This is a genomic window from Pseudomonas sp. B2M1-30, from assembly GCF_025447575.1.
Lineage (GTDB): Bacteria > Pseudomonadota > Gammaproteobacteria > Pseudomonadales > Pseudomonadaceae > Aquipseudomonas > Aquipseudomonas botevensis.
This window is the reverse complement of record NZ_JAOEJT010000001.1, coordinates 333,243-354,488: the sequence shown is the minus strand read 5'-3', so window position 1 is coordinate 354,488 and position 21,246 is coordinate 333,243. Positions and strand designations below refer to the sequence as shown.

The following is a 21,246-nucleotide window of genomic DNA, read 5'->3' as shown; positions in this document are numbered from 1 at the left end:
TTACATGCGCAGCAGCATCTTCCAGGCACGATTCTGATAAACCGCGATCGCCTGATGCTTGCGCGCATCGAGCACTTCGTCGGTGATCGACTCGTTGGCCAGTTGTGCCAGTTGCTTCAGCTCACCGTACAGGCGATCCATTTCCGGGATCTCCAGCACGTTGCGCGCGTGGTGCAGCCAGACCTGAATGCGCTCGATACGCGGCAGTTGCTCAGCCAGGTCTTCCGGCTGTTGCTGATAACGCTGCAATTGCAGCGAATTGGCTTCTTCACCCAGCAGGCGCGGCAGCCAGCTGTGCAACTGCGCGGCGCCCTGGCGATTGCCACGGGTGTTGCGGTCGGCGGTCCAGGTACGGGCCAGCAGCCAGCGCGAGGCGTTCAGCGAGAACAGGCCCCAGCGCGGGTCTTCCAGCTCTTCGAGGAACTGCTCCGGCGCGGCTTTGCGCACGTCTTCATCTTCGAGACCGGCCTGCACCAGTGGACGCCAGTCTTCGAGCAAGGCATCCAGTGCCACACGCAGGTCGTGGGTCGATTGACGCGGCGCGGCCTGGCCGAGGCTGCTGAGCAGGGCGCGCAGTTCAGCGAGGCTCTCGACCCAGTCCTGCAACAGGCGCCAGTGGCCGTTGAAGCGATACTGTTCGGCCAGACGCTGGCTGCTGCCGAGCAAATGCCAGCTCAGCGCGGCGAAGGCGTCGTCCAGTTGGGTTTCGCTGGTCAGTTGCGGCGCCGGCAGGCTCAGCGAGTAGCTGTTGGCGTCGTACAGGCGATAGCCGCGTTCGGCCTTGCTGATGTCGCACGGCATCAGGGCCAGGGTTTCGGCGAGTTCGGCGGCCAGTTCCAGCAGCGCGGCAGGTTCGCCTTCGCGCAATTCCAGTTCCAGTTCGCAGATTTCTTCTTTCTGCTTGCCGACGACCACATGGCCCAGGTCCAGCGCGGCCTCGATGACCACTTTGGCCTTGCCGCGACCCCAGGCGATTTCCGCGCGCTCGCGGACGAAATCGGTGGTGAAGATCGGCTTCAGGGTTTTCTTGTCCAGTTCGGCGAGGGACGCTGGCCAGCATTCGCCGTCGAGTTTCTTCACGTCGAGCTTGGCTTTGGCCAGGTGCCAGTCGTACTCGTTACGCTCGGACAGGCCGGCGACGCTCTGGCCGCGGGTCTTGAGGGTCTGAATCACTTCGTCGCCATCCTTGCGCAGGCGCAGGGCGACTTTGGCCTGGGCCAGGTCGCGCTCGGGGGTGTCGAAGTACTGATTCATCAACTCACGGCGTTCCCAGCCATTTTTGTTGCGTTTTTTCAGGAGCGGGTGCTCGCGCAGGGCGGCGAGGGTTTCGCGGCTGACGCGGAGTTTGATTTCGGTTTCTTTCTGCATGGCCGGAAAATCCAGGATCGGGAGCGCAGCCGGGGGAATGTGTGGCTGCCAAGGTCGTGCAGTGTACAGGACTGAACCTTCCTACGCCTTGCGGCGGTTTATTCTCGGCGCCGGATGGTTCTATGATGAACCTCAATCCGGGAGTTGGAGTCAGCGATGCCTTTGCCGTCCATGAAAGACCAGTTCGCTGCACTGATCGCCTTGCCATCGGTCAGTTGCACCCAGCCGAGCCTGGATCAGTCCAACCGTCCGGTGATCGATTTGCTCGCGGCATGGCTCGGCGATCTGGGCTTCAGCTGCGATATCCAGCAGATCAGCCCCGGCAAATTCAACCTGCTCGCCAGTTTCGGCAGCGGCCCTGGCGGGCTGGTGCTGGCCGGGCACAGCGACACGGTGCCCTACGACGATGCGCTGTGGCAGACCGATCCGCTGAAGCTCACCGAAGTCGACGGTCGCTGGGTGGGTCTGGGCAGTTGTGACATGAAGGGATTTTTCGCCCTGATCATCGAGGCGGTGATACCGCTGCTCGACCAGCCGTTCAAGCAACCGCTGCTGATCCTCGCCACCTGTGATGAAGAAAGTTCGATGTCCGGCGCCCGGGCGCTGGCCGAGGCGGGGCGGCCGCTGGGCCGCGCGGCGGTGATCGGCGAGCCGACCGGGCTCAAGCCGATCCGCATGCACAAAGGCATCATGATGGAGCGCATCGACATCCTCGGGCAGAGCGGTCACTCCTCCGACCCGCGCCTGGGTCACAGCGCCCTCGAAGCGATGCATGATGCGATCGGCGAACTGCGTGGCCTGCGCCTGTTGTGGCAGCGTGAATTCAACAATCCGCAATTCAGCGTGCCGCAGCCGACGATGAACTTCGGCTGCATCCATGGCGGCGACAACCCCAACCGCATCTGCGGCCAGTGTTCGCTGGAGTTCGACCTGCGACCGCTGCCGGGCATGGACCCGAAAGTCTTGCGCGCGGAAATCCTGCAAAAGCTCAATCCGGTGGCCGAGCGGCACAAGGTCAAGATTGACTACGCGCCACTGTTCCCCGAAGTGCCGCCGTTCGAACAGGCCGAAGACGCGGAACTGGTGCGGATCGCCGAAAAACTCACCGGCCACAGCGCCGAAGCCGTGGCGTTCGGCACCGAGGCGCCGTACCTTCAGCGCCTGGGCTGCGAAACCATCGTACTCGGCCCCGGCGACATTGCCTGTGCACATCAACCGGGCGAGTACCTTGAAATGTCACGTTTGCAGCCTACCGTGCATCTATTGCGACAACTGATTGAACATTACTGCCTGACTCCGGACAAAACCTGATATCGGCCCGTTGAAGTTCTCGCCCCACAAAGGTTGTGTCTTACCGGACCAAACGCGGTAAATTGCCGCCAATCCAACCCGTATTCATGAGGAGAGCGCGCGTGTCGCCAAGCCTGTTCCGACGATAACCATCAGCCTGCTGTGCGTTTTCCGTTCCGCCCCTTTTTCCGGCTGCTATTTATTACAGGCCCAGGTTCATGCCCGAATACGTCAATTGGCTTCGCCACGCGTCTCCCTACATCAATGCCCACCGCGATTGCACCTTCGTCGTCATGCTGCCCGGCGACGGCGTGGAGCATCCGAACTTCGGCAACATCGTCCACGACATCGTGCTGCTGCACAGCCTCGGCGTACGCCTTGTGCTGGTCCACGGTTCGCGCCCGCAGATTGAAACGCGCCTCGCCGCTCGCGGCCTGACCCCGCATTACCACCACGGCATGCGCATCACCGATGCCGCGACCCTGGAGTGTGTGATCGATGCGGTCGGGCAGTTGCGTATCGCCATCGAGGCACGCCTGTCCATGGACATGGCGTCGTCGCCGATGCAGGGCTCGCGTCTGCGGGTGGCCAGCGGCAACCTGGTCACTGCGCGGCCGATCGGCGTGCTTGAAGGTGTCGACTATCACCACACCGGCGAAGTGCGCCGGGTCGACCGCAAGGGTATCAACCGCTTGCTCGACGAGCGCTCGATCGTGCTGCTGTCGCCGCTGGGTTACTCGCCGACCGGGGAAATCTTCAACCTGGCTTGCGAAGACGTCGCCACCCGCGCCGCCATCGATCTGGGTGCCGACAAACTGCTGCTGTTCGGCGCCGACCTCGGCCTGATCGACGAGAACGGAAAACTGGTGCGAGAACTGCGCCCGCAACAGGTGCCGGTGCATTTGCAGCGTCTGGGCAGCAACTATCAGGCGGAATTGCTCGATGCCGCCGCCGAAGCCTGCCGTGGGGGCGTGGCGCGCAGTCATATCGTCAGTTACGCCGAAGACGGCGCGCTGCTGACCGAGCTGTTCACCCGTGACGGTGGCGGCACGCTGGTGGCCCAGGAGCAATTCGAATTGGTGCGTGAGGCGGCGATCGAGGATGTCGGCGGCTTGCTCGACCTGATCAGTCCACTGGAAGAGCAGGGGATTCTGGTGCGTCGTTCCCGCGAGGTGCTGGAGCGTGAGATCGAGCAGTTCAGCGTGGTCGAGCGTGAGGGGATGATCATTGCCTGTGCGGCGCTGTATCAGATCGCCGATTCGGACGCTGGCGAGCTGGCGTGCCTGGCGGTGAATCCGGAGTACCGTCATGGCGGGCGCGGCGACGAGTTGCTGGAGCGCATCGAAACCCGCGCCCGGGCACAGGGCCTGAAGACCCTGTTCGTCCTCACCACCCGTACCGCGCACTGGTTCCGCGAGCGTGGCTTCGAGCCCAGCAGCGTCGAACGCCTGCCGGCGGCTCGGGCTTCGCTGTACAACTATCAGCGTAATTCGAAGATTTTCGAAAAGAGCCTCTGAAAAACGTTACGAGCCGATCGTTCCCACGTCGCGTGGGAACGATCGTCGTCGAGGCGGGTTTTATTCAGTGATGAACTTCGCGCTGACATACGGCGAGTAATCCGGCAGTACCGTTTCAACCTTGCCCTGTTCCTTCAGAAATTTCGCCGTCTCGCCAATTGCCTTCGCCGTGCCGCCGTCCAGCAGCGCTGTGGTCTGCTGCGCCTTGGCATCCGGGAAGGCTGAACCGGCGAGCAATTCCGGGACGTCGGCGGCATTGGCACCGGTCAATTTGGCGATTTTCTGTACCGGTACGGAGTCCGCCGTCCAGCTGTCTTTATGGCTGGCGTAATCGGCGAACGAATCCAGGGTGACCTTGGCGAACCTGGCTACTACGTCGGGATGCTTCTCGGCGAAGTCCTTGCGCGCCACCCAGACTTCGAAGGTTGGCGCGCCCCATTGGCCGACCTGCGCGGCATCGGTCAGGGTCTTGCCGGTCTTGCGGATTTCACCCAGCGCCGGCGACCAGACAAACGCGCCATCAATGTCGCCCCGTTTCCATGCCGCCGCGATTTCCGCCGGTTGCAGGTTCACTACTTTGACTTTCGAGGTGTCCAGGCCCCAGTGCTTCAGGGCGCCGAGCAGGCTGTAGTGCGAGGTGGAAACGAAGGGGGTGGCGATGGTCTTGCCGACCAGATCCTGAGGTTTGTCGATGCCGCTGCCATTGCGCACCACCAAGGCTTCGGCGGCATTGATCTGTGCGGAAACGATGAACGCCACGATCGGCAGGTTGCGCGAAGCGGCGGCAGCCAGGGGACTGGAACCGAGGTTGCCGATCTGCACGTCGCCAGAGGCGATGGCTGTCACAACTTCCGGGCCGCTGTTGAAACGACGCCAGTCGATTTTCTCGCCGATGGCCTTCTCGTAGAGGCCATCGGCCTGGGGCACTTTGCTCGGGTCGATGCCGGTCTGGTAGCCGACAGTGAGGGTGGCGGCATGGGCCGAAAAAGAAATCAGTGCTGACACACAAACTGTAACAAATTGACTAGATAGTGCGCGTTTGGCCATGATGGCGTCGCCTTTTCGATAGGGTTTGACGTTTTGGGGTTACGCCAAAGCTAATCGATCTAAAAAAAGGCTAACAAATACCATTTAGGAATGAGCTTAGGCGCCGATACGCTGTGTTCCGGTGCAGATGGCCATTAGATGGCCATATTCCTGAATGATATGAAAAAGAATGAATAAATTCTTTTTGGGTTTATCTGGAAGTCTTTACCCTGCAGGGACCAAATAACTGCGATTAGACCTTGGTCGTAGACGCACAAGGTTACGATTGACTTGTCAGTCACGGTCTGGCGCTAATCGCGCATCTCAGGATCCAGGGGCATCAGACCCCGGACCAGGAACACAAGAATTAGAAACGAGAGGAGCGATACATGAACAAGTCCACCTTGGCCCTGGCCGTGGCCGTAGGGGTTTTGGCGCAGCAGGCAGGCGCCGCCGGTTTCATCGAAGACAGCAAGGCCACCTTGGGGCTGCGTAACTTCTACATCAACACCGACAACCGCGACAGCGCTGCTCGTACCGCTTCCGGCGTACAGAGCAAGAACGAAGAGTGGGGCCAAGGCTTCGATCTGCGTTTCATCTCCGGTTACACCCAAGGCACCGTAGGCTTCGGTATCGACGCCATCGGCCTGCTGGGCGTGCGTCTGGATTCGGGCGGCGGCACCAACGGCGCCACTGCCACCTCGTACGGCGGCACTGTGTTCCCGAGCAAGTCCAACGGCGAAGCTGTTGATAACTTCTCCAGCCTGGGCCTGACCGCCAAGGCCAAGATCTCCCAGACCGAACTGAAATTGGGCACCCTGCAGCCAAAACTGCCGGTTATCGTGACCAACGACGGTCGTCTGCTGCCACAAACCTGGCAGGGTGGCCAGATCACTTCCGGCGACATCAAGGACCTGACCCTGGTCGGTGGTCAGATCGAAGCCGTGAAAGGTCGTAACTCCAGCAACAACGAGCAACTGTCGATCGGCGGCGCCAACAGCCCGACCATCAGCGGTCGCGACAGCAACAAGTTCATCTACGCCGGTGGTGACTACAAAATCACCAAAGACCTGACTGCCCAGTACTACTACGGCAACCTGGAAGACTTCTACAAGCAGCACTTCCTGGGTCTGGTTCACAACTGGGCAATCGGCCCGGGCGTATTGAAGTCCGACTTCCGTTACTTCAACAGCTCCGATGACGGCGCCAACAGCAATACCCCTGCTTACTTCAGCAGCGGTAACTACACTGGTTCCGCCAGCGGTCGCGGTAAAGTCGACAACAACCTGTACAGCGGCCTGTTCCTGTACACCGTTGCCGGTCACACCTTCGGTGGCGGCTACCAGGTTTCCAACGGCAGCAGCGACTTCCCTTGGCTGAACCAGGGCGACGGTTCGTCGAACTACACCATCACCGACATGCAGATCCAGAAGTTCGGTCGTGCCGGCGAGAAAACCTGGCAAGCTCGCTACTCGTATGACTTCGCCAAAGTCGGCCTGCCAGGCCTGACCGCCGGTGTGGTTTACCTGCGTGGCGACAACATCGACACCGTGGGTGCCAACGGTCGTGAAAACGGCAACGGCAACTCCGAGTGGGAACGCGACTTCACCGTTGGTTACGTGATTCCTGAAGGCCCGGCCAAGAACCTGGGCTTCATGTGGAAAAACGCTACCTGGCGCAACGACATCCCAGGTCAGCGTGACCAGGATGAAAACCGCCTGATCGTCAGCTACTCGATCCCGCTGCTGTAATAGCGCGACTCGATCCGCTGATAAAAAAAGCCCCGTCCGGCATCGCGCCGGACGGGGCTTTTGCGTTTCGGGTCAGGCCCACCCCCGTAGACCTGTCCCGAAATTCCCCTCTTTACAGCAACTCAAGGCCTTCTCGAACCTTGCAAGCGATATTCGGCGCGCTGGCGGCAAGCGTCCAGTGAACAGATCTTTAATATTCTTTATTGATATAAATATCTGATTATTTATTCTTTTTCAGAATCTCAAATCCCGAGCTACAGTTGAGGTCTCCAACAACTCATCAGGAGCAGCACCATGAGCCTCAGACTCGGCGATATCGCCCCCGATTTCGAACAGGATTCCAGCGCCGGCAAGATCCGTTTCCACGAGTGGCTGGGTGGTAGCTGGGGCGTGCTGTTTTCCCACCCGGCGGACTTCACCCCGGTGTGCACCACCGAGCTGGGCTTCACCGCCAAGCTCAAGGATGAATTCACCCGGCGCGGCGTGAAAGCCATCGCACTGTCGGTCGACCCGGTGGATTCGCACCACAAGTGGATCGAAGACATCAACGAAACCCAGAACACCGTCGTCAACTTCCCGATCCTGGCCGACGCCGATCGCAAGGTTTCCGACCTGTACGACCTGATCCATCCGAACGCCAGCGACACCCTGACCGTGCGTTCGCTGTTCGTGATTGATCCGAACAAGAAGATTCGCCTGACCATCACTTACCCGGCGAGCACCGGGCGCAACTTCCACGAAATCCTGCGGGTCATCGATTCCCTGCAGCTCACCGACAACTACAAGGTGGCCACGCCGGCCAACTGGCAGGACGGTGAAGAGGTGGTGATCGTGCCGTCGCTCAAGGATGAAGATGAAATCAGACAGCGCTTTCCGAAGGGTTACCGTGCGGTGAAACCGTACCTGCGCCTGACGCCGCAGCCGAACAAGTAATCCGGCGTCCGTCCGGGCAGCACAGCATTCAGCGTTGCAAATCCACAAAGCAGGGGATTTCAGGCCGTTTCGACGGCCTGTTTTTTTGCCCGGAAGAAAGTGATTAGTATATCTCCATAAGGAATAACCAAATGAATAAATATGATTTATGGATATATGAATCAGCTGGTAAGGTCATTCCCATCGAAGCGAGATCGCAGCCCGCGAATCGCCTGTAACGCGCAAGGAATCGTCTGAATGCTGGTGGTCTCGCTCGGTGGCAGTCCCAGCCAACGCTCCCGTTCCGGAGTGTTGCTGGAGCGCTCGCAACGCTGGTTGCAGCAGCAAGGGGTGGAAGTGGTGAGTTATCAGGTGCGGGACTTTCCTGCCGAAGATTTGCTCCACGCCCGTTTCGACAGCCCGAAAGTGCTCGACCTGCTGCAACAGATCGAAAACGCCGATGGCCTGCTGATCGCCACGCCGGTGTACAAGGCATCGTTTTCCGGTGCGCTGAAGACCGTGCTGGACCTGCTGCCGGAGCGTGCGTTGAGCCACAAGATTGTCTTGCCGATGGCAACCGGCGGCAGCATCGCCCACATGCTGGTGGTCGATTACGCCCTCAAACCGGTGCTGGCGGCATTGAAAGCGCAGGAAATGCTGCAAGGGATCTTTGCCGAGGACAGCCTGATCGCCTACGGCGAAGGCAGTGCCCAGGCGCAGTTGGCACCGGCACTGGAGCAGCGTCTGCATGCGGCGCTGGAAGAGTTTGTCGGGGCCATGGCCCGTCGGCCGAAGCCGCTGGCGCCAGGTCTGTTGAACGAACGTTTGTTGAGTGCTCGCTGGAGCATTTAAGCCTCATCGAAATTTGAAGTACTGGCCTTACTCGCCCGCCAACGGGCAAGCAGGTGCAGCCAAAACCCAACAGCAAAAAGGAGAGCGCTATGCGCACTGTATTTTTGCGTCGTGGTCTGGTCGCTCTGTTTGCTGCGGCTGTGTCCTTCGGCGCCATCACTCAAGCCCAGGCCGAGACCCTGCGAATCGGTTATCAGAAGTACGGCACGCTGGTGCTGCTCAAGGCCAAAGGCACTTTGGAGAAGCGTCTGGCCGCCCAAGGCGTGGACGTGCAATGGACTGAATTCCCCGGTGGTCCGCAACTGCTGGAAGGCCTGAACGTCGGCTCGATCGATTTTGGTGTCACCGGCGAAACCCCGCCCGTGTTTGCCCAGGCCGCCGGTGCCGATCTGCTCTACGTGGCCTATGAGCCGCCAGCGCCGAACAGCGAAGCGATCCTCGTGCCGAAAGACTCGCCGATCAAATCCGTCGCCGACCTCAAGGGCAAGAAAGTCGCCCTGAACAAAGGCTCCAACGTTCACTACCTGCTGGTACGGGCGCTGGAAGACGCCGGACTCAAGTACACCGATATTCAAACGGTATTCCTGCCACCGGCCGACGCCCGCGCGGCGTTCGAGCGTGGCAGCGTCGATGCCTGGGTGATCTGGGACCCGTACCAGGCCGCCGCCGAGCAACAGCTGCAAGCGCACACCCTGCGCGACGGCAAAGGCATCGTCGACAACCATCAGTTCTACCTGGCGACCAAACCTTACGCACAGAAAAATCCTGAGGTGATCAAGACCCTCGTGGAAGAAGTGCGCGCGGTCGGCGAGTGGTCCAGGGCCAACCCGCAGGACGTGACCCAACAAGTGGCACCGCTGCTCGGCCTGTCGGCGGACATCACCCTGACCTCGGTGAAGCGCCAGGGCTACGGTGCGCTGTTCCTGACCCCGGAAGTGGTCGCCGCGCAACAGAAAATCGCCGACACCTTCTACCAGCTCAAGCTGATTCCCAAGCCGTTGAGCATCAAGGATGTGATCTGGACCCCACCGGCCGCTGTGGCCAAGGCGCAGTAATTCGAATCCCCAAGGAGACCACTCCATGAGCCTCAATATCTTCTGGTTCCTGCCTACCCACGGCGACGGCCATTACCTTGGCACCGCCGAAGGCGCCCGCGCCGTCGACCATGGCTATCTGCAACAGGTCGCGCAAGCGGCGGACCGACTGGGTTTCGGCGGCGTGCTGATTCCCACCGGGCGCTCCTGCGAGGATTCGTGGCTGGTGGCGGCGTCGCTGATCCCGGTGACCCAGCGTCTGAAATTCCTCGTCGCCCTGCGCCCCGGGATCATTTCCCCGACGGTCGCGGCGCGACAGGCAGCGACCCTGGATCGTCTGTCCGGCGGTCGTGCGCTGTTCAATCTGGTGACGGGTGGCGATCCGGAAGAACTGGCCGGTGACGGTCTGTTCCTCAGTCATGAAGAGCGCTATCAGGCTTCGGTGGAGTTCACCCGGATCTGGCGTCGGGTGCTGGAAGGCGAGACCGTCGACTACGACGGCGAACACATCAGCGTGAAGGGCGCCAAACTGCTCTATCCGCCGTTGCAGCAACCGCGTCCGCCGCTGTACTTCGGCGGTTCTTCGGAAGCGGCGCAGGATCTGGCCGCCGAACAAGTCGAGATGGTCCTGACCTGGGGCGAACCGCCGGCCGCTGTCGCCGAGAAAATCGAACAGGTCCGCGCCAAGGCGGCGAAGCTCGGACGCACCGTGCGTTTCGGCATCCGTCTGCATGTCATTGTCCGCGAAACCAACGCTGAAGCCTGGCAAGCGGCGGATCGGCTGATCTCGCACCTGGACGACGACACCATCAAACGCGCGCAGGCATCGTTGGCGCGCTTTGATTCGGTCGGCCAGCAACGCATGGCGGCGCTGCACGGTGGCAGCCGTGACAATCTCGAAGTCAGCCCGAACCTGTGGGCCGGCGTCGGCCTGGTGCGCGGCGGTGCCGGCACGGCGCTGGTGGGTGACGGGCCGACCGTGGCGGCACGGGTGAAGGAGTACGCCGATCTGGGCATCGACACCTTCATCTTCTCCGGTTATCCACACCTCGAAGAATCGTATCGCGTCGCCGAGCTGCTGTTCCCGCACCTCGACATCGAGCGTCCGGAACTGCCGAAAAGCGCTGGTTACGTCAGTCCGTTCGGCGAGATGGTGGCCAACGATATCCTTCCCAAAGCCGCGTCCCAGAGCTGAGGCGCCGCCATGAAGAAATTTATCCACAGCCTCGCGCCCTGGGCGTTGCCGGTGTTGCTGCTGGCGGTGTGGCAGTTGTCGGTGTCGGCGGGCTGGTTGTCGACGCGGATTCTGCCGGCACCGGTGGCGGTGATCGAAGCCGGCGTCAGCCTGGTACGCAGCGGCGAGATCTGGACGCATCTGGCGATCAGCGGCTGGCGCGCCGCGCTGGGCTTCACCATCGGCGGCAGCATCGGCCTGGTGCTGGGTTTCATCACCGGTCTGTCGAAGTGGGGCGAACGCTTGCTCGACAGCTCGGTGCAGATGATCCGCAATGTGCCGCACCTGGCGCTGATTCCGCTGGTGATCCTGTGGTTCGGCATCGACGAGTCGGCGAAGATTTTTCTGGTGGCGCTGGGCACGTTGTTCCCGATCTACCTCAACACTTATCACGGCATCCGCAACGTCGACCCGGCATTGGTGGAGATGTCGCGCAGTTATGGCCTGTCCGGTTTCGGCCTGTTCTGGCAGGTGATTCTGCCGGGCGCGCTGCCTTCGATTCTGGTCGGCGTGCGGTTTGCGCTGGGCTTCATGTGGCTGACGCTGATTGTCGCGGAAACCATTTCCGCCAGCTCCGGCATCGGTTACCTGGCGATGAATGCCCGGGAGTTCTTGCAGACTGACGTGGTGGTGCTGGCGATTCTGCTGTACGCGGTGCTCGGCAAACTGGCCGACCTCGCGGCCCGTGGCCTTGAGCGTGTGTGGCTGCGCTGGCATCCGGCGTATCAGGTGACGAAGGGAGGTGCAGCATGACCGCACAACAACCTCCACGCCTGCTGCGCGGGATTCCGCTGGCGCTGCGCAATCTGCAAAAGACCTTCGGCGCGCGGCAGGTGCTGCGTGACATCGACCTGCATATTCCGGCCGGGCAATTCGTCGCGGTGGTCGGGCGCAGCGGCTGCGGCAAAAGCACATTGCTGCGTTTGCTCGCCGGCCTCGATCAACCCACCGGCGGCGAGTTGCTGGCTGGCTCTGCACCCCTCAGCGATGCCCGCGAGGACACCCGGCTGATGTTCCAGGAAGCACGGCTGCTGCCGTGGAAACGGATCATCGACAACGTCGGTCTTGGCCTCAAGGGCAACTGGCGGCCGCAAGCGTTGCAGGCGCTGGAAGCGGTCGGGCTGGCGGATCGCGCCAACGAGTGGCCGGCCGCCTTGTCGGGTGGGCAAAAGCAGCGCGTGGCCCTGGCCCGGGCGCTGATCCATCAACCGCGCCTTCTGCTGCTCGACGAGCCGCTGGGCGCGCTGGATGCCCTGACCCGGATCGAGATGCAGCAACTGATCGAGCGTCTCTGGCAGCAACACGGCTTCACCGTGCTGCTGGTGACCCATGACGTCAGCGAAGCGGTGGCCATTGCCGACCGTGTGATTCTGATCGAGGACGGCGAAGTCGGCCTCGATCTGCAAGTGGAGCTGCCGCGTCCGCGAGTACGCGGTTCGCATCGACTGGCGGCGCTGGAAACCGAAGTGCTCAACCGTGTGTTGTCCCTGCCCGGCGAGCCGCCGGCGCCGGAACCCGTTTCACCACTGCCTGCGCAATTGCGCTGGGCTCAATAACTCAAGTTCACAAACGACAGGAATCAATGCCATGACTATCAAAGCCATCAACGTGCGTAACCAGTTCAAAGGCTCGATCAAGGAAATCGTACTCGGCGACGTGCTGTCGGAAATCGACGTGCAGACCGCTTCCGGCATCGTCACTTCGGTGATCACCACCCGCTCGGTCAAGGAGCTGGAGCTGGAGGTCGGCAGTGAAGTGATTGCCTTCGTGAAATCCACCGAGGTGTCGATCGCCAAGTTGTAAGGGCGTGGCACAAAAACAACCCCGGAGGGTGTGAGCCCTTCGGGGTTTTTTATGCCTGTCTTGAAACCGGCGGCGCGGGCTTGCCCACGAAGAGGCTGCCGACGGCGCTAGAGCGCTCGCTTGGGCAGATACGGCGGCAGATACAACCCGATGTAAGCATCGAACACCCGCATCCCTTCCTCGGCCATTCGGGGGGTGATCTGCCCGTGCTGTTGCACCGAGCGGGCGTAGACCCGGTCGCCCAGCTCCATCGCCAGCGCAAACACATCGACATCGTCCGGCAGCTTCGGCAGTTCGAAGTGATGGTCGAACAGCTTGTGCATCAGGTCGCCGAGTTCGAGGTCATGCTGACGGTCAGCCTGGGTGACTTCGGTGAGACCGTGCTGGGCCAGAATGAGCTGGCGGGCGGCCGCGTCCTCGTCGTAGATCTCCAGCATGCGTTGCTCGACCAGCCGCGACAGGTCGCGCCAGCCTTGCAGGGCATCATGATCGATCGGCGCCTGCAGGCAGGCACGGAACGCGGCATGCACATCCGCCGTCAGCGCTTCGAGCAGCGCCGGGACGCTGGCGAAGAAATGGTAGACCGAGGAGGGCGGGATCTGCGCGCGCTCGGCGACGCTGTAGATCGACAGGCTCGCCACACCCTCGGCGGCCAGCAGCGTGCGCGCGGCGTCGAGTATCGAATCGATTCGCGCCTGGCTGCGGGCACGGGGTTTACGGACGGGGGCGGGGCGCGTCATGGAAGTCTCCTGCGGGGCAGCGGGCATTGTACGAGGCGGGTTCGATGTTGTCTGCCCGAAGGCCTTCGGGAACAGGCCGCCGCTCTCTGGAATGGATTGCTCCTGTGGGAGCCGGACTTGCCTGCGAACCGCCGCAGGCGGCCATAAAAAAAACGCCGCCGGCTGATTCAGCCAACGGCGTTTTTCATCACTGCAATCCGCTTAAACGGTATGCAGATACCAGTTGTACTCGAGGTCGGAGATGGAGTGTTCGAACTCCTCCAGCTCGCTCTCTTTGCAGGCGACGAAGATATCGATGTATTTCGGATCGATGTACTTGGCCATCACCTCGCTGTCGTCCAGCTCGCGCAGGGCATCGCGCAAGTTGTTCGGCAGGCTTTGCTCGTTCTGCTCGTAAGAGTTGCCTTCGGTCGGGGCCGGCGGCTCGATCTTGTTGGTCAGGCCGTGATGCACACCCGCCAGCACCGAAGCCATCAGCAGGTACGGGTTGGCATCGGCGCCCGCCACGCGGTGCTCCAGACGTACCGCGTCGGCGGCGCCGGTTGGAACGCGCAGCGCCACAGTGCGGTTGTCCAGGCCCCAGCTCGGCGAGTTCGGCACGTAGAACTGTGCGCCGAAACGGCGGTAGGAGTTGACGTTCGGGCAGAGGAAAGCCATCTGCGCCGGCAGGGTCTCGAGCACACCGCCGATCGCGTGACGCAGCGCGGCGTTCTGCTCGGGATCCTCGCTGGCAAAAATGTTTTTGCCATCTTTGTCGAGTACCGAAATGTGAACGTGCAGACCGTTGCCCGCCTGGCCTGGGTAAGGCTTGGCCATGAAGGTGGTGTCCATTTCATGGTCGTAGGCGATGTTCTTGATCAGACGCTTGAGCAGGACCGCGTAGTCGCACGCCTTGATCGGGTCGGCGACGTGGTGCAGGTTCACTTCGAACTGCGCCGGGGCACTTTCCTTGACGATGGCGTCGGCCGGGATGCCTTGCTCTTTGGCACCTTCCAGGATGTCCTGGAGGCAATCGACGTATTCGTCGAGGTCATCGATCAGGTAGACCTGAGTAGAATGCGGGCGTTTGCCGGAGATCGGCGAGCGTGGCGGCTGCGGACGGCCGTTCACGTTTTCCTGGTCGATCAGGTAGAACTCCAGTTCGAACGCGGCGCAGATGGTCAGGCCGAGCTCGTCAAACTTTGCAACAACTTGACGGAGCACTTCGCGCGGATCGGCGAAGAAAGGGTCACCTTCGAGTTCGTGCATGGTCATCAACAGTTGCGCGGTCGGGCGCTTCTGCCATGGCTCGTTGCACAGGGTATCGGGGATTGGATAGCAGATACGATCGGCGTCGCCGATGTCCAGGCCCAGGCCGGTGCTTTCCACCGTGGAGCCGTTGATATCCAGAGCAAATAGAGAGGCCGGCAGGTTGATGCCTTTCTCGTAAACCTTGTGGAGGCTGGTGCGTTCGATGCGCTTGCCGCGCACCACACCATTCATATCCGCAATCAGAAGGTCAACGTACAGAACCTCAGGATGTTCCTTAAGGAACGCGTTCGCTTCGTTAAGCTGAACGGCACGCGGGGGTACCGACATGATGCAACACCTTTTTTGTTAAAAATATCAATCATTGATCTTTTCAGGTTTCAGTCAACCCGAACGGCCTGCCGAAGTCAAGCGAGGCCTTTTTTGCCCTAAAAAAGCGCCACGGGGGCATTAATGGGGCAATTTTTGGCATTTTTTTGTCCACGGGACTTACGCCACCCGCAGGCTTGAGCAGGCCGTGTTGTATTTTTTACGGGGGTGTTGTGTAAAAAAATGAACAAGGCTAAGCTCGGGTCAAACCCATAACAGCAATAATACCGGGGTGCTTCATGTATCGCCTGCCGATAATCGGCGTCACCGACTGCTCGCAACAGTCCGGCCTGCATGCTCATCACATCAGTGGCGACACGTCCGTCAATACCACAGCCCGCAAGACTCGCGGCCTGTCGAGTGGACGCCTGTCCATGGCGGGAAAAACGTCAGCGTCCGATATTCTGGACGCACGAGATGGCACCCTCTTTACTGCTTCTCCTTCCAATATAGATCGCTTTCATTCCTCCAGCCTGTGCCGTGCCGGACGTCGTGTCCAGTGCGTTGCTCACGATTCTGCACGCCCGGGATTTGCACAGGAAATGCAACGCCAGCGTAAAGGGCAGGTAAGCTCCCCCTTCATTGTCTATGCGCGGTGCCAGGCGTAAGCCGGCACTGCGCGCGAGCAAGCCCCCCTAACGCGACGCCCAGTGCGTCAAACATTGCCTGACACGCGTCAGGAGACTCAGCCCAGAGGCATTTATGAGCACCAACCTCGACCAGCTCACCGATTGGTTGAAAGACCGCAAGATCACAGAAGTCGAATGCATGATCAGCGACTTGACCGGCATTACCCGGGGCAAGATTTCGCCGACCAACAAGTTCATCGCCGAGAAAGGCATGCGCCTGCCGGAAAGCGTTCTGTTGCAGACTGTGACCGGCGACTACGTCGAAGACGACATCTATTACGAACTGCTCGACCCGGCCGACATCGACATGGTCTGCCGTCCCGACCAGAACGCGGTGTACCTGGTGCCGTGGGCCATCGAGCCGACCGCCCAGGTGATCCACGACACCTACGACAAGCAAGGCAACCCGATCGAGCTGTCGCCGCGCAACGTGCTCAAGAAAGTCCTGAAACTCTACGCCGACAAGGGCTGGCAGCCGATCGTGGCGCCGGAAATGGAGTTCTACCTGACCAAGCGCAGCGACGACCCCGACTATCCGCTGCAGCCGCCGATCGGCCGCTCCGGGCGTCCGGAAATCGGTCGTCAGTCGTTCTCCATCGAAGCGGCCAACGAATTCGACCCGCTGTTCGAAGACGTCTACGACTGGTGCGAATTGCAGGATCTGGATCTCGACACACTGATCCACGAGGACGGCACCGCGCAGATGGAAATCAACTTCCGTCACGGCGATGCGTTGTCCCTGGCTGACCAGATTCTGGTGTTCAAGCGCACCATGCGCGAAGCCGCGCTCAAGCATGACGTGGCCGCGACGTTCATGGCCAAGCCGATGACCGGCGAGCCGGGCAGTGCCATGCACCTGCACCAGAGCATCATCGACATCGAGACCGGCAAGAACATCTTCTCCAACGAAGACGGGACCATGAGTCAGTTGTTCCTGCACCACATCGGTGGCCTGCAGAAACTGATCCCCGAGGCGTTGCCGCTGTTTGCCCCGAACGTCAACTCGTTCCGCCGCTTCCTGCCGGACACCTCGGCGCCGGTGAACGTGGAGTGGGGCGAAGAAAACCGCACCGTGGGCCTGCGCGTACCGGATGCCGGGCCGCAGAACCGCCGGGTGGAAAACCGCCTGCCGGGCGCCGACGCCAACCCTTACCTGGCGATCGCCGCGAGCCTGCTCTGCGGCTACATCGGCATGGTCGAGGGCATCAACCCGAGCGCGCCCGTCGTTGGCCGTGGTTATGAGCGACGCAACCTGCGCCTGCCGCTGACCATCGAGGACGCCCTGGAGCGCATGGAAAAGAGCGCGACCATCGAGAAGTACCTGGGCAAGAACTTCATCACCGGCTACGTCGCGGTCAAGCGGGCCGAGCATGAGAACTTCAAGCGCGTCATCAGTTCGTGGGAGCGCGAATACCTGCTGTTCGCCGTCTGATGCGCCCGGCGCGGCCGTCACACGCCGCGCCTTCACCGATAACAAGGAGAATTGGCATGACCAGCAACAACCCGCAAACCCGTGAGTGGCAAGCGCTCAGCAGCGAGCACCACCTGGCCCCGTTCAGCGATTTCAAGCAGTTGAAGGAGAAGGGTCCACGGATCATCACCAATGCCAAGGGCGTGTACCTCTGGGACAGCGAAGGCAACAAGATCCTCGACGGCATGGCCGGCCTGTGGTGCGTGGCGATCGGTTACGGTCGCGATGAACTGGCCGACGCCGCCGCGAAACAGATGCGCGAGCTGCCTTATTACAACCTGTTCTTCCAGACCGCCCACCCGCCGGCGCTGGAACTGGCCAAGGCGATCGCCGACGTGGCGCCGCAAGGCATGAACCACGTGTTTTTCACCGGCTCCGGCTCCGAAGGCAACGACACCATGCTGCGCATGGTTCGCCACTATTGGGCGATCAAGGGCCAGCCGAACAAGAAAGTCATCATCAGCCGCAAGAACGGCTACCACGGCTCCACCGTGGCCGGCGCGAGCCTGGGCGGCATGACCTACATGCACGAGCAGGGCGACTTGCCGATTCCGGGCATCGTCCACATTGCCCAGCCGTACTGGTTCGCCGAGGGCGGCGACATGACCCCGGACGAGTTCGGGATCTGGGCGGCCAACCAGCTGGAAGAGAAGATTCTCGAAGTCGGCGTCGACAATGTCGGTGCGTTCATTGCCGAGCCGATCCAGGGCGCCGGCGGTGTGATCATTCCACCCGATACCTACTGGCCGCGCATCAAGGAAATCCTCGCCAAGTACGACATCCTGTTCGTCGCCGATGAAGTGATCTGCGGTTTCGGCCGTACCGGCGAGTGGTTCGGCAGCGATTTCTACGACCTCAAGCCGCACATGATGACCATCGCCAAGGGCCTGACCTCCGGCTACATCCCGATGGGTGGCCTGATCGTCCGTGACGAAGTGGTGGCGGTGCTCAACGAGGGCGGTGATTTCAACCACGGCTTCACCTACTCCGGGCATCCGGTGGCGGCGGCGGTGGGGCTGGAAAACATCCGCATCCTGCGTGAAGAAAAAGTTATCGAGCACGCTCACAACGAAACGGCACCGTATTTGCAGAAACGTCTGCGCGAACTCAACGATCACCCGTTGGTGGGGGAAGTGCGCGGCGTCGGTCTGCTGGGGGCCATCGAACTGGTGCAGGACAAGGCCACGCGCAAGCGTTACGAAGGCAAGGGTGTCGGCATGATCTGCCGTCAGTTCTGCTTCGACAACGGCCTGATCATGCGCGCCGTGGGCGACACCATGATCATTGCGCCGCCGCTGGTGATCAGCAAGGCGGAGATCGATGAGCTGGTTACAAAGGCACGCAAGTGTCTGGATCTGACCCTCAGTGCATTGCAAGGCTAAGTGCTAGGCTCTGAGCGACGGCGTTGTAGCGCTGTCGCTCAGAGCAGTCAGAAAGGTTGGCCTTTTGTTGAAAGACCGCCTCGGATCTTGCCAGACTAGCCGCGGTTCCAGTTGTCCGGGTTCGGCCGCTGAACAAAGTGGTTCAAAAAAGAAAAATTTGGAGCATGACGCATGAAGGCATTAGGTAAAAAACTTGCTGGCAAGACTCTTCTCGCCCTGTCCGTGGCGGGCATGATGGCGGGTGCGGTTCACGCGGACGACAAGGTATTGCACGTCTACAACTGGTCCGACTACATCGCTCCGGACACCATCGCGAACTTCGAGAAGGAGTCCGGGATCAAGGTTGTCTACGACGTATTCGACAGCAACGAAACCCTGGAAGCCAAACTGCTGGCAGGCAAGTCCGGCTATGACGTGGTCGTACCGTCGAACAACTTCCTGGCCAAGCAGATCAAGGCTGGTGTGTACCAGGAGCTGGACACCTCCAAGCTGCCTAACTGGAAAAACCTCAACCAGGACCTGCTCAAGGCCGTATCGGTCAGCGACCCGGGCAACAAGCACGCCTTCCCGTACATGTGGGGCTCGATCGGCATCGGCTACAACCCGGAGAAGGTCAAGGCTGCGCTGGGCGTCGACACCATCGACTCCTGGGACGTGCTGCTCAAGCCGGAAAACATCGCCAAGCTCAAGGGTTGCGGCGTGAGCTTCCTCGATTCGCCGACCGAAATGCTCCCGGTCGCCCTGCATTACCTGGGTCTGCCTACCGACAGCCAGAAGAAAGACGACATCAAGAAAGCCGAGGAACTGTTCCTCAAGATTCGTCCTTCGATCACCTACTTCCACTCCTCCAAGTACATCTCGGACCTGGCCAACGGCAACATCTGCGTAGCGGTCGGCTACTCGGGTGACGTGCAGCAGGCCAAGTCCCGTGCCGCCGAGGCCGGTGACAAGGTGAAAGTCAGCTACGCCATTCCGAAGGAAGGCGCGGGCAGCTTCTTTGACATGGTCGCCATTCCGAAGGATGCCGAGAACGTCGAAGGCGCCTACAAGTTCATGACCTTCCTGCAGAAGCCTGAAGTGATGGCCGGCATCACCAACGCCGTGCGTTTCCCGAACGGTAACGCCGCTGCAACGCCACTGGTGGAAAAAGACATCACCAGCGATCCAGGCATCTACCCGCCAGCCGACGTGCAGGCCAAGTTGTATGCCATCGCCGATCTGCCGGCGGCGACCCAGCGTGAGTTGACTCGCAGCTGGACCAAGATCAAATCCGGTAAATAAGCCGGTTTGAAGCAACAACCGCTGGCCATCGTCACCGCGAGGACGGCCAGCGGGACAATTAAATGACAGAAAGTTTTGCTGGAACGGTTTTTCGAGGGTAAGTTGCGCGCCGGTTTTGTTGCCGGGCAGCCATGGCTGTCATGCAGCGCGGGGCAACTTGGGCCCAACTAAATTAGAGGACCTCCACTTGCCTACTTTTTCTTCTTTGCGCAATGCCCTGCTGGCCGCTGCCGGCCTGACGTTCGCTGTCGGTGCCCAAGCCGCCGGTACTGTGCATATTTATAACTGGTCGGACTACATCGGCGAGACCACCCTGGCCGATTTCCAGAAAGAGACCGGCATCAAACCGGTCTACGACGTCTTCGACTCCAACGAAACCCTGGAAGGCAAGCTGCTGGCCGGGCGCACCGGCTACGACGTGGTCGTGCCGTCGAACCACTTCCTCGGCAAGCAGATCAAGGCCGGCGCGTTCCAGAAACTGGACAAGGCGCAGCTGACCAACTATTCGAATCTCGATCCGGTGCTGCTCAAGCGCCTGGAGCAGAACGACCCGGGCAACCTGTACGCCGTGCCGTATCTGTGGGGCACCAACGGCATCGGTTACAACGTCGACAAGGTCAAGGCGGTGCTGGGCATCGACAAGATCGACTCCTGGAGCGTGCTGTTCGAACCGGAGAACATCAAGAAGCTGCACAGCTGCGGCGTGGCGTTCCTCGATTCGGCCGATGAAATGATGCCGACCGTGCTCAACTACATGGGCCTGAACGCCAACAGCACCGATCCGAAGGACTACGCCAAAGCGACCGACAAGTTGCTGGCGGTGCGTCCCTACGTGACGTACTTCCACTCCTCCAAATACATCGGCGACCTGGCCAACGGTGATATTTGCGTGGCCATCGGTTTCTCTGGCGACATCTTCCAGGCCAAGCACCGCGCCGAGGAAGCCAAGAAAGGCGTGAACATCGCCTACTCGATCCCGAAAGAGGGCGGCGCGCTGTGGTTCGACATGCTGGCGATTCCGAAGGACTCGGCCAACGTCAAGGAAGCCCACGCGTTCATCAACTATTTGCTGAAACCTGAGGTGATCGCCCAGGTCAGTGATTATGTCGGTTACGCCAACCCTAACCCTGGGTCGGACAAGCTGATGGAACAGTCCATCCGCACCGACGAGGCGGTTTACCCACCGCAGGCCGTACTCGACAAGACCTATGTGTCGATCGAGTTGCCACCGAACATTCAGCGTTTGATGACCCGCAGCTGGACCAAGGTCAAGTCGGGCAAATAAGGCACAAACTATCCTGGGTTCGTCCGCGTAGGGCGAACTGCACTCTTTTTTTCT

At 60.8% G+C, this 21,246-nt stretch carries 19 protein-coding genes; 15 read left to right on the top strand and 4 right to left on the bottom strand.

What is annotated here, in order from left to right; all coding sequences use genetic code 11:
• On the bottom strand, window positions 1-1,368 hold the full coding sequence (locus tag N8H74_RS01595) for a CYTH domain-containing protein (protein WP_217829335.1): 1,368 nt from the start codon (window positions 1,366-1,368) through the stop codon (window positions 1-3).
• 156 nt (window positions 1,369-1,524) lie between these two features.
• Between N8H74_RS01595 and argE the strand changes: the two genes are divergently transcribed.
• Window positions 1,525-2,679: an acetylornithine deacetylase gene (gene argE, locus N8H74_RS01590; RefSeq protein ID WP_262145954.1), complete on the top strand. Its 1,155-nt coding sequence runs from the start codon at window positions 1,525-1,527 to the stop codon at window positions 2,677-2,679.
• Between the two features lie 197 nt (window positions 2,680-2,876).
• The gene (gene argA / locus N8H74_RS01585) at window positions 2,877-4,175 is read left to right on the top strand and encodes an amino-acid N-acetyltransferase (protein WP_262145953.1); all 1,299 of its coding nucleotides are present in this window, start codon (window positions 2,877-2,879) and stop codon (window positions 4,173-4,175) included.
• 60 nt (window positions 4,176-4,235) lie between these two features.
• Here the strand turns inward: argA and tauA are convergent, their stop codons facing one another.
• The gene (tauA, locus tag N8H74_RS01580; protein ID WP_262145952.1) at window positions 4,236-5,222 is read right to left on the bottom strand and encodes a taurine ABC transporter substrate-binding protein; all 987 of its coding nucleotides are present in this window, start codon (window positions 5,220-5,222) and stop codon (window positions 4,236-4,238) included.
• A gap of 368 nt (window positions 5,223-5,590) precedes the next feature.
• On the opposite strand from tauA, the gene N8H74_RS01575 reads away from it, so the two are divergent.
• From N8H74_RS01575 to N8H74_RS01540, 8 genes are all read left to right on the top strand, one after another.
• Window positions 5,591-6,952, top strand: coding sequence for an OprD family porin (locus tag N8H74_RS01575; protein WP_217829338.1), 1,362 nt, complete (start codon window positions 5,591-5,593; stop codon window positions 6,950-6,952).
• A gap of 294 nt (window positions 6,953-7,246) precedes the next feature.
• Window positions 7,247-7,885, top strand: coding sequence for a peroxiredoxin (locus N8H74_RS01570; protein WP_217829339.1), 639 nt, complete (start codon window positions 7,247-7,249; stop codon window positions 7,883-7,885).
• A 237-nt stretch (window positions 7,886-8,122) separates the two neighbouring features.
• Window positions 8,123-8,716: an NADPH-dependent FMN reductase gene (gene ssuE / locus N8H74_RS01565; protein ID WP_217829340.1), complete on the top strand. Its 594-nt coding sequence runs from the start codon at window positions 8,123-8,125 to the stop codon at window positions 8,714-8,716.
• 89 nt (window positions 8,717-8,805) lie between these two features.
• A complete protein-coding gene (locus tag N8H74_RS01560) occupies window positions 8,806-9,771 on the top strand; it encodes a sulfonate ABC transporter substrate-binding protein (protein ID WP_262145950.1) in 966 nt (321 codons plus the stop codon).
• A 25-nt stretch (window positions 9,772-9,796) separates the two neighbouring features.
• Entirely contained in the window at window positions 9,797-10,945 is a 1,149-nt protein-coding gene (gene ssuD, locus N8H74_RS01555) for an FMNH2-dependent alkanesulfonate monooxygenase (protein ID WP_217829342.1), read from the top strand.
• 9 nt (window positions 10,946-10,954) lie between these two features.
• Complete coding sequence (ssuC, locus tag N8H74_RS01550; protein WP_262145949.1) at window positions 10,955-11,737, top strand: aliphatic sulfonate ABC transporter permease SsuC; 783 nt, start codon at window positions 10,955-10,957, stop codon at window positions 11,735-11,737.
• Window positions 11,734-12,540 carry an aliphatic sulfonates ABC transporter ATP-binding protein gene (gene ssuB, locus N8H74_RS01545; RefSeq protein WP_217829344.1) on the top strand — a complete coding sequence of 269 codons (807 nt, stop codon included), beginning with the start codon at window positions 11,734-11,736 and terminating at the stop codon, window positions 12,538-12,540. Before ssuC ends, ssuB begins: the two co-directional genes overlap by 4 nt.
• Before the next feature lie 31 nt (window positions 12,541-12,571).
• Window positions 12,572-12,787: a TOBE domain-containing protein gene (locus N8H74_RS01540; RefSeq protein ID WP_065259896.1), complete on the top strand. Its 216-nt coding sequence runs from the start codon at window positions 12,572-12,574 to the stop codon at window positions 12,785-12,787.
• A 107-nt stretch (window positions 12,788-12,894) separates the two neighbouring features.
• Here the strand turns inward: N8H74_RS01540 and N8H74_RS01535 are convergent, their stop codons facing one another.
• Together N8H74_RS01535 and N8H74_RS01530 are read right to left on the bottom strand one after the other, a co-directional pair.
• Entirely contained in the window at window positions 12,895-13,527 is a 633-nt protein-coding gene (locus N8H74_RS01535; RefSeq protein ID WP_217829345.1) for a TetR/AcrR family transcriptional regulator, read from the bottom strand.
• Between the two features lie 201 nt (window positions 13,528-13,728).
• Window positions 13,729-15,105, bottom strand: coding sequence for a glutamine synthetase family protein (locus N8H74_RS01530; protein WP_217829346.1), 1,377 nt, complete (start codon window positions 15,103-15,105; stop codon window positions 13,729-13,731).
• A 278-nt stretch (window positions 15,106-15,383) separates the two neighbouring features.
• Between N8H74_RS01530 and N8H74_RS01525 the strand changes: the two genes are divergently transcribed.
• From N8H74_RS01525 to N8H74_RS01505, 5 genes are all read left to right on the top strand, one after another.
• Complete coding sequence (locus N8H74_RS01525) at window positions 15,384-15,752, top strand: glutamine amidotransferase (RefSeq protein ID WP_262145947.1); 369 nt, start codon at window positions 15,384-15,386, stop codon at window positions 15,750-15,752.
• 94 nt (window positions 15,753-15,846) lie between these two features.
• A complete protein-coding gene (locus N8H74_RS01520) occupies window positions 15,847-17,205 on the top strand; it encodes a glutamine synthetase family protein (RefSeq protein WP_217829348.1) in 1,359 nt (452 codons plus the stop codon).
• 56 nt (window positions 17,206-17,261) lie between these two features.
• The gene (locus N8H74_RS01515) at window positions 17,262-18,626 is read left to right on the top strand and encodes an aspartate aminotransferase family protein (RefSeq protein ID WP_217829349.1); all 1,365 of its coding nucleotides are present in this window, start codon (window positions 17,262-17,264) and stop codon (window positions 18,624-18,626) included.
• A 171-nt stretch (window positions 18,627-18,797) separates the two neighbouring features.
• Window positions 18,798-19,907, top strand: coding sequence for a polyamine ABC transporter substrate-binding protein (locus N8H74_RS01510; protein ID WP_262145946.1), 1,110 nt, complete (start codon window positions 18,798-18,800; stop codon window positions 19,905-19,907).
• A gap of 187 nt (window positions 19,908-20,094) precedes the next feature.
• A complete protein-coding gene (locus N8H74_RS01505) occupies window positions 20,095-21,192 on the top strand; it encodes a polyamine ABC transporter substrate-binding protein (protein ID WP_279309234.1) in 1,098 nt (365 codons plus the stop codon).
• The last annotated feature ends 54 nt before the right edge of the window (window positions 21,193-21,246 follow it).

Coding starts and splice junctions, on each gene's coding strand:
- N8H74_RS01595 (WP_217829335.1), bottom strand. CDS start 1,368: ATGCAGAAAGAAACCGAAATCAAACTCCGCGTCAGCCGCGAAACCCTC.
- argE (WP_262145954.1), top strand. CDS start 1,525: ATGCCTTTGCCGTCCATGAAAGACCAGTTCGCTGCACTGATCGCCTTG.
- argA (WP_262145953.1), top strand. CDS start 2,877: ATGCCCGAATACGTCAATTGGCTTCGCCACGCGTCTCCCTACATCAAT.
- tauA (WP_262145952.1), bottom strand. CDS start 5,222: ATGGCCAAACGCGCACTATCTAGTCAATTTGTTACAGTTTGTGTGTCA.
- N8H74_RS01575 (WP_217829338.1), top strand. CDS start 5,591: ATGAACAAGTCCACCTTGGCCCTGGCCGTGGCCGTAGGGGTTTTGGCG.
- N8H74_RS01570 (WP_217829339.1), top strand. CDS start 7,247: ATGAGCCTCAGACTCGGCGATATCGCCCCCGATTTCGAACAGGATTCC.
- ssuE (WP_217829340.1), top strand. CDS start 8,123: ATGCTGGTGGTCTCGCTCGGTGGCAGTCCCAGCCAACGCTCCCGTTCC.
- N8H74_RS01560 (WP_262145950.1), top strand. CDS start 8,806: ATGCGCACTGTATTTTTGCGTCGTGGTCTGGTCGCTCTGTTTGCTGCG.
- ssuD (WP_217829342.1), top strand. CDS start 9,797: ATGAGCCTCAATATCTTCTGGTTCCTGCCTACCCACGGCGACGGCCAT.
- ssuC (WP_262145949.1), top strand. CDS start 10,955: ATGAAGAAATTTATCCACAGCCTCGCGCCCTGGGCGTTGCCGGTGTTG.
- ssuB (WP_217829344.1), top strand. CDS start 11,734: ATGACCGCACAACAACCTCCACGCCTGCTGCGCGGGATTCCGCTGGCG.
- N8H74_RS01540 (WP_065259896.1), top strand. CDS start 12,572: ATGACTATCAAAGCCATCAACGTGCGTAACCAGTTCAAAGGCTCGATC.
- N8H74_RS01535 (WP_217829345.1), bottom strand. CDS start 13,527: ATGACGCGCCCCGCCCCCGTCCGTAAACCCCGTGCCCGCAGCCAGGCG.
- N8H74_RS01530 (WP_217829346.1), bottom strand. CDS start 15,105: ATGTCGGTACCCCCGCGTGCCGTTCAGCTTAACGAAGCGAACGCGTTC.
- N8H74_RS01525 (WP_262145947.1), top strand. CDS start 15,384: ATGTATCGCCTGCCGATAATCGGCGTCACCGACTGCTCGCAACAGTCC.
- N8H74_RS01520 (WP_217829348.1), top strand. CDS start 15,847: ATGAGCACCAACCTCGACCAGCTCACCGATTGGTTGAAAGACCGCAAG.
- N8H74_RS01515 (WP_217829349.1), top strand. CDS start 17,262: ATGACCAGCAACAACCCGCAAACCCGTGAGTGGCAAGCGCTCAGCAGC.
- N8H74_RS01510 (WP_262145946.1), top strand. CDS start 18,798: ATGAAGGCATTAGGTAAAAAACTTGCTGGCAAGACTCTTCTCGCCCTG.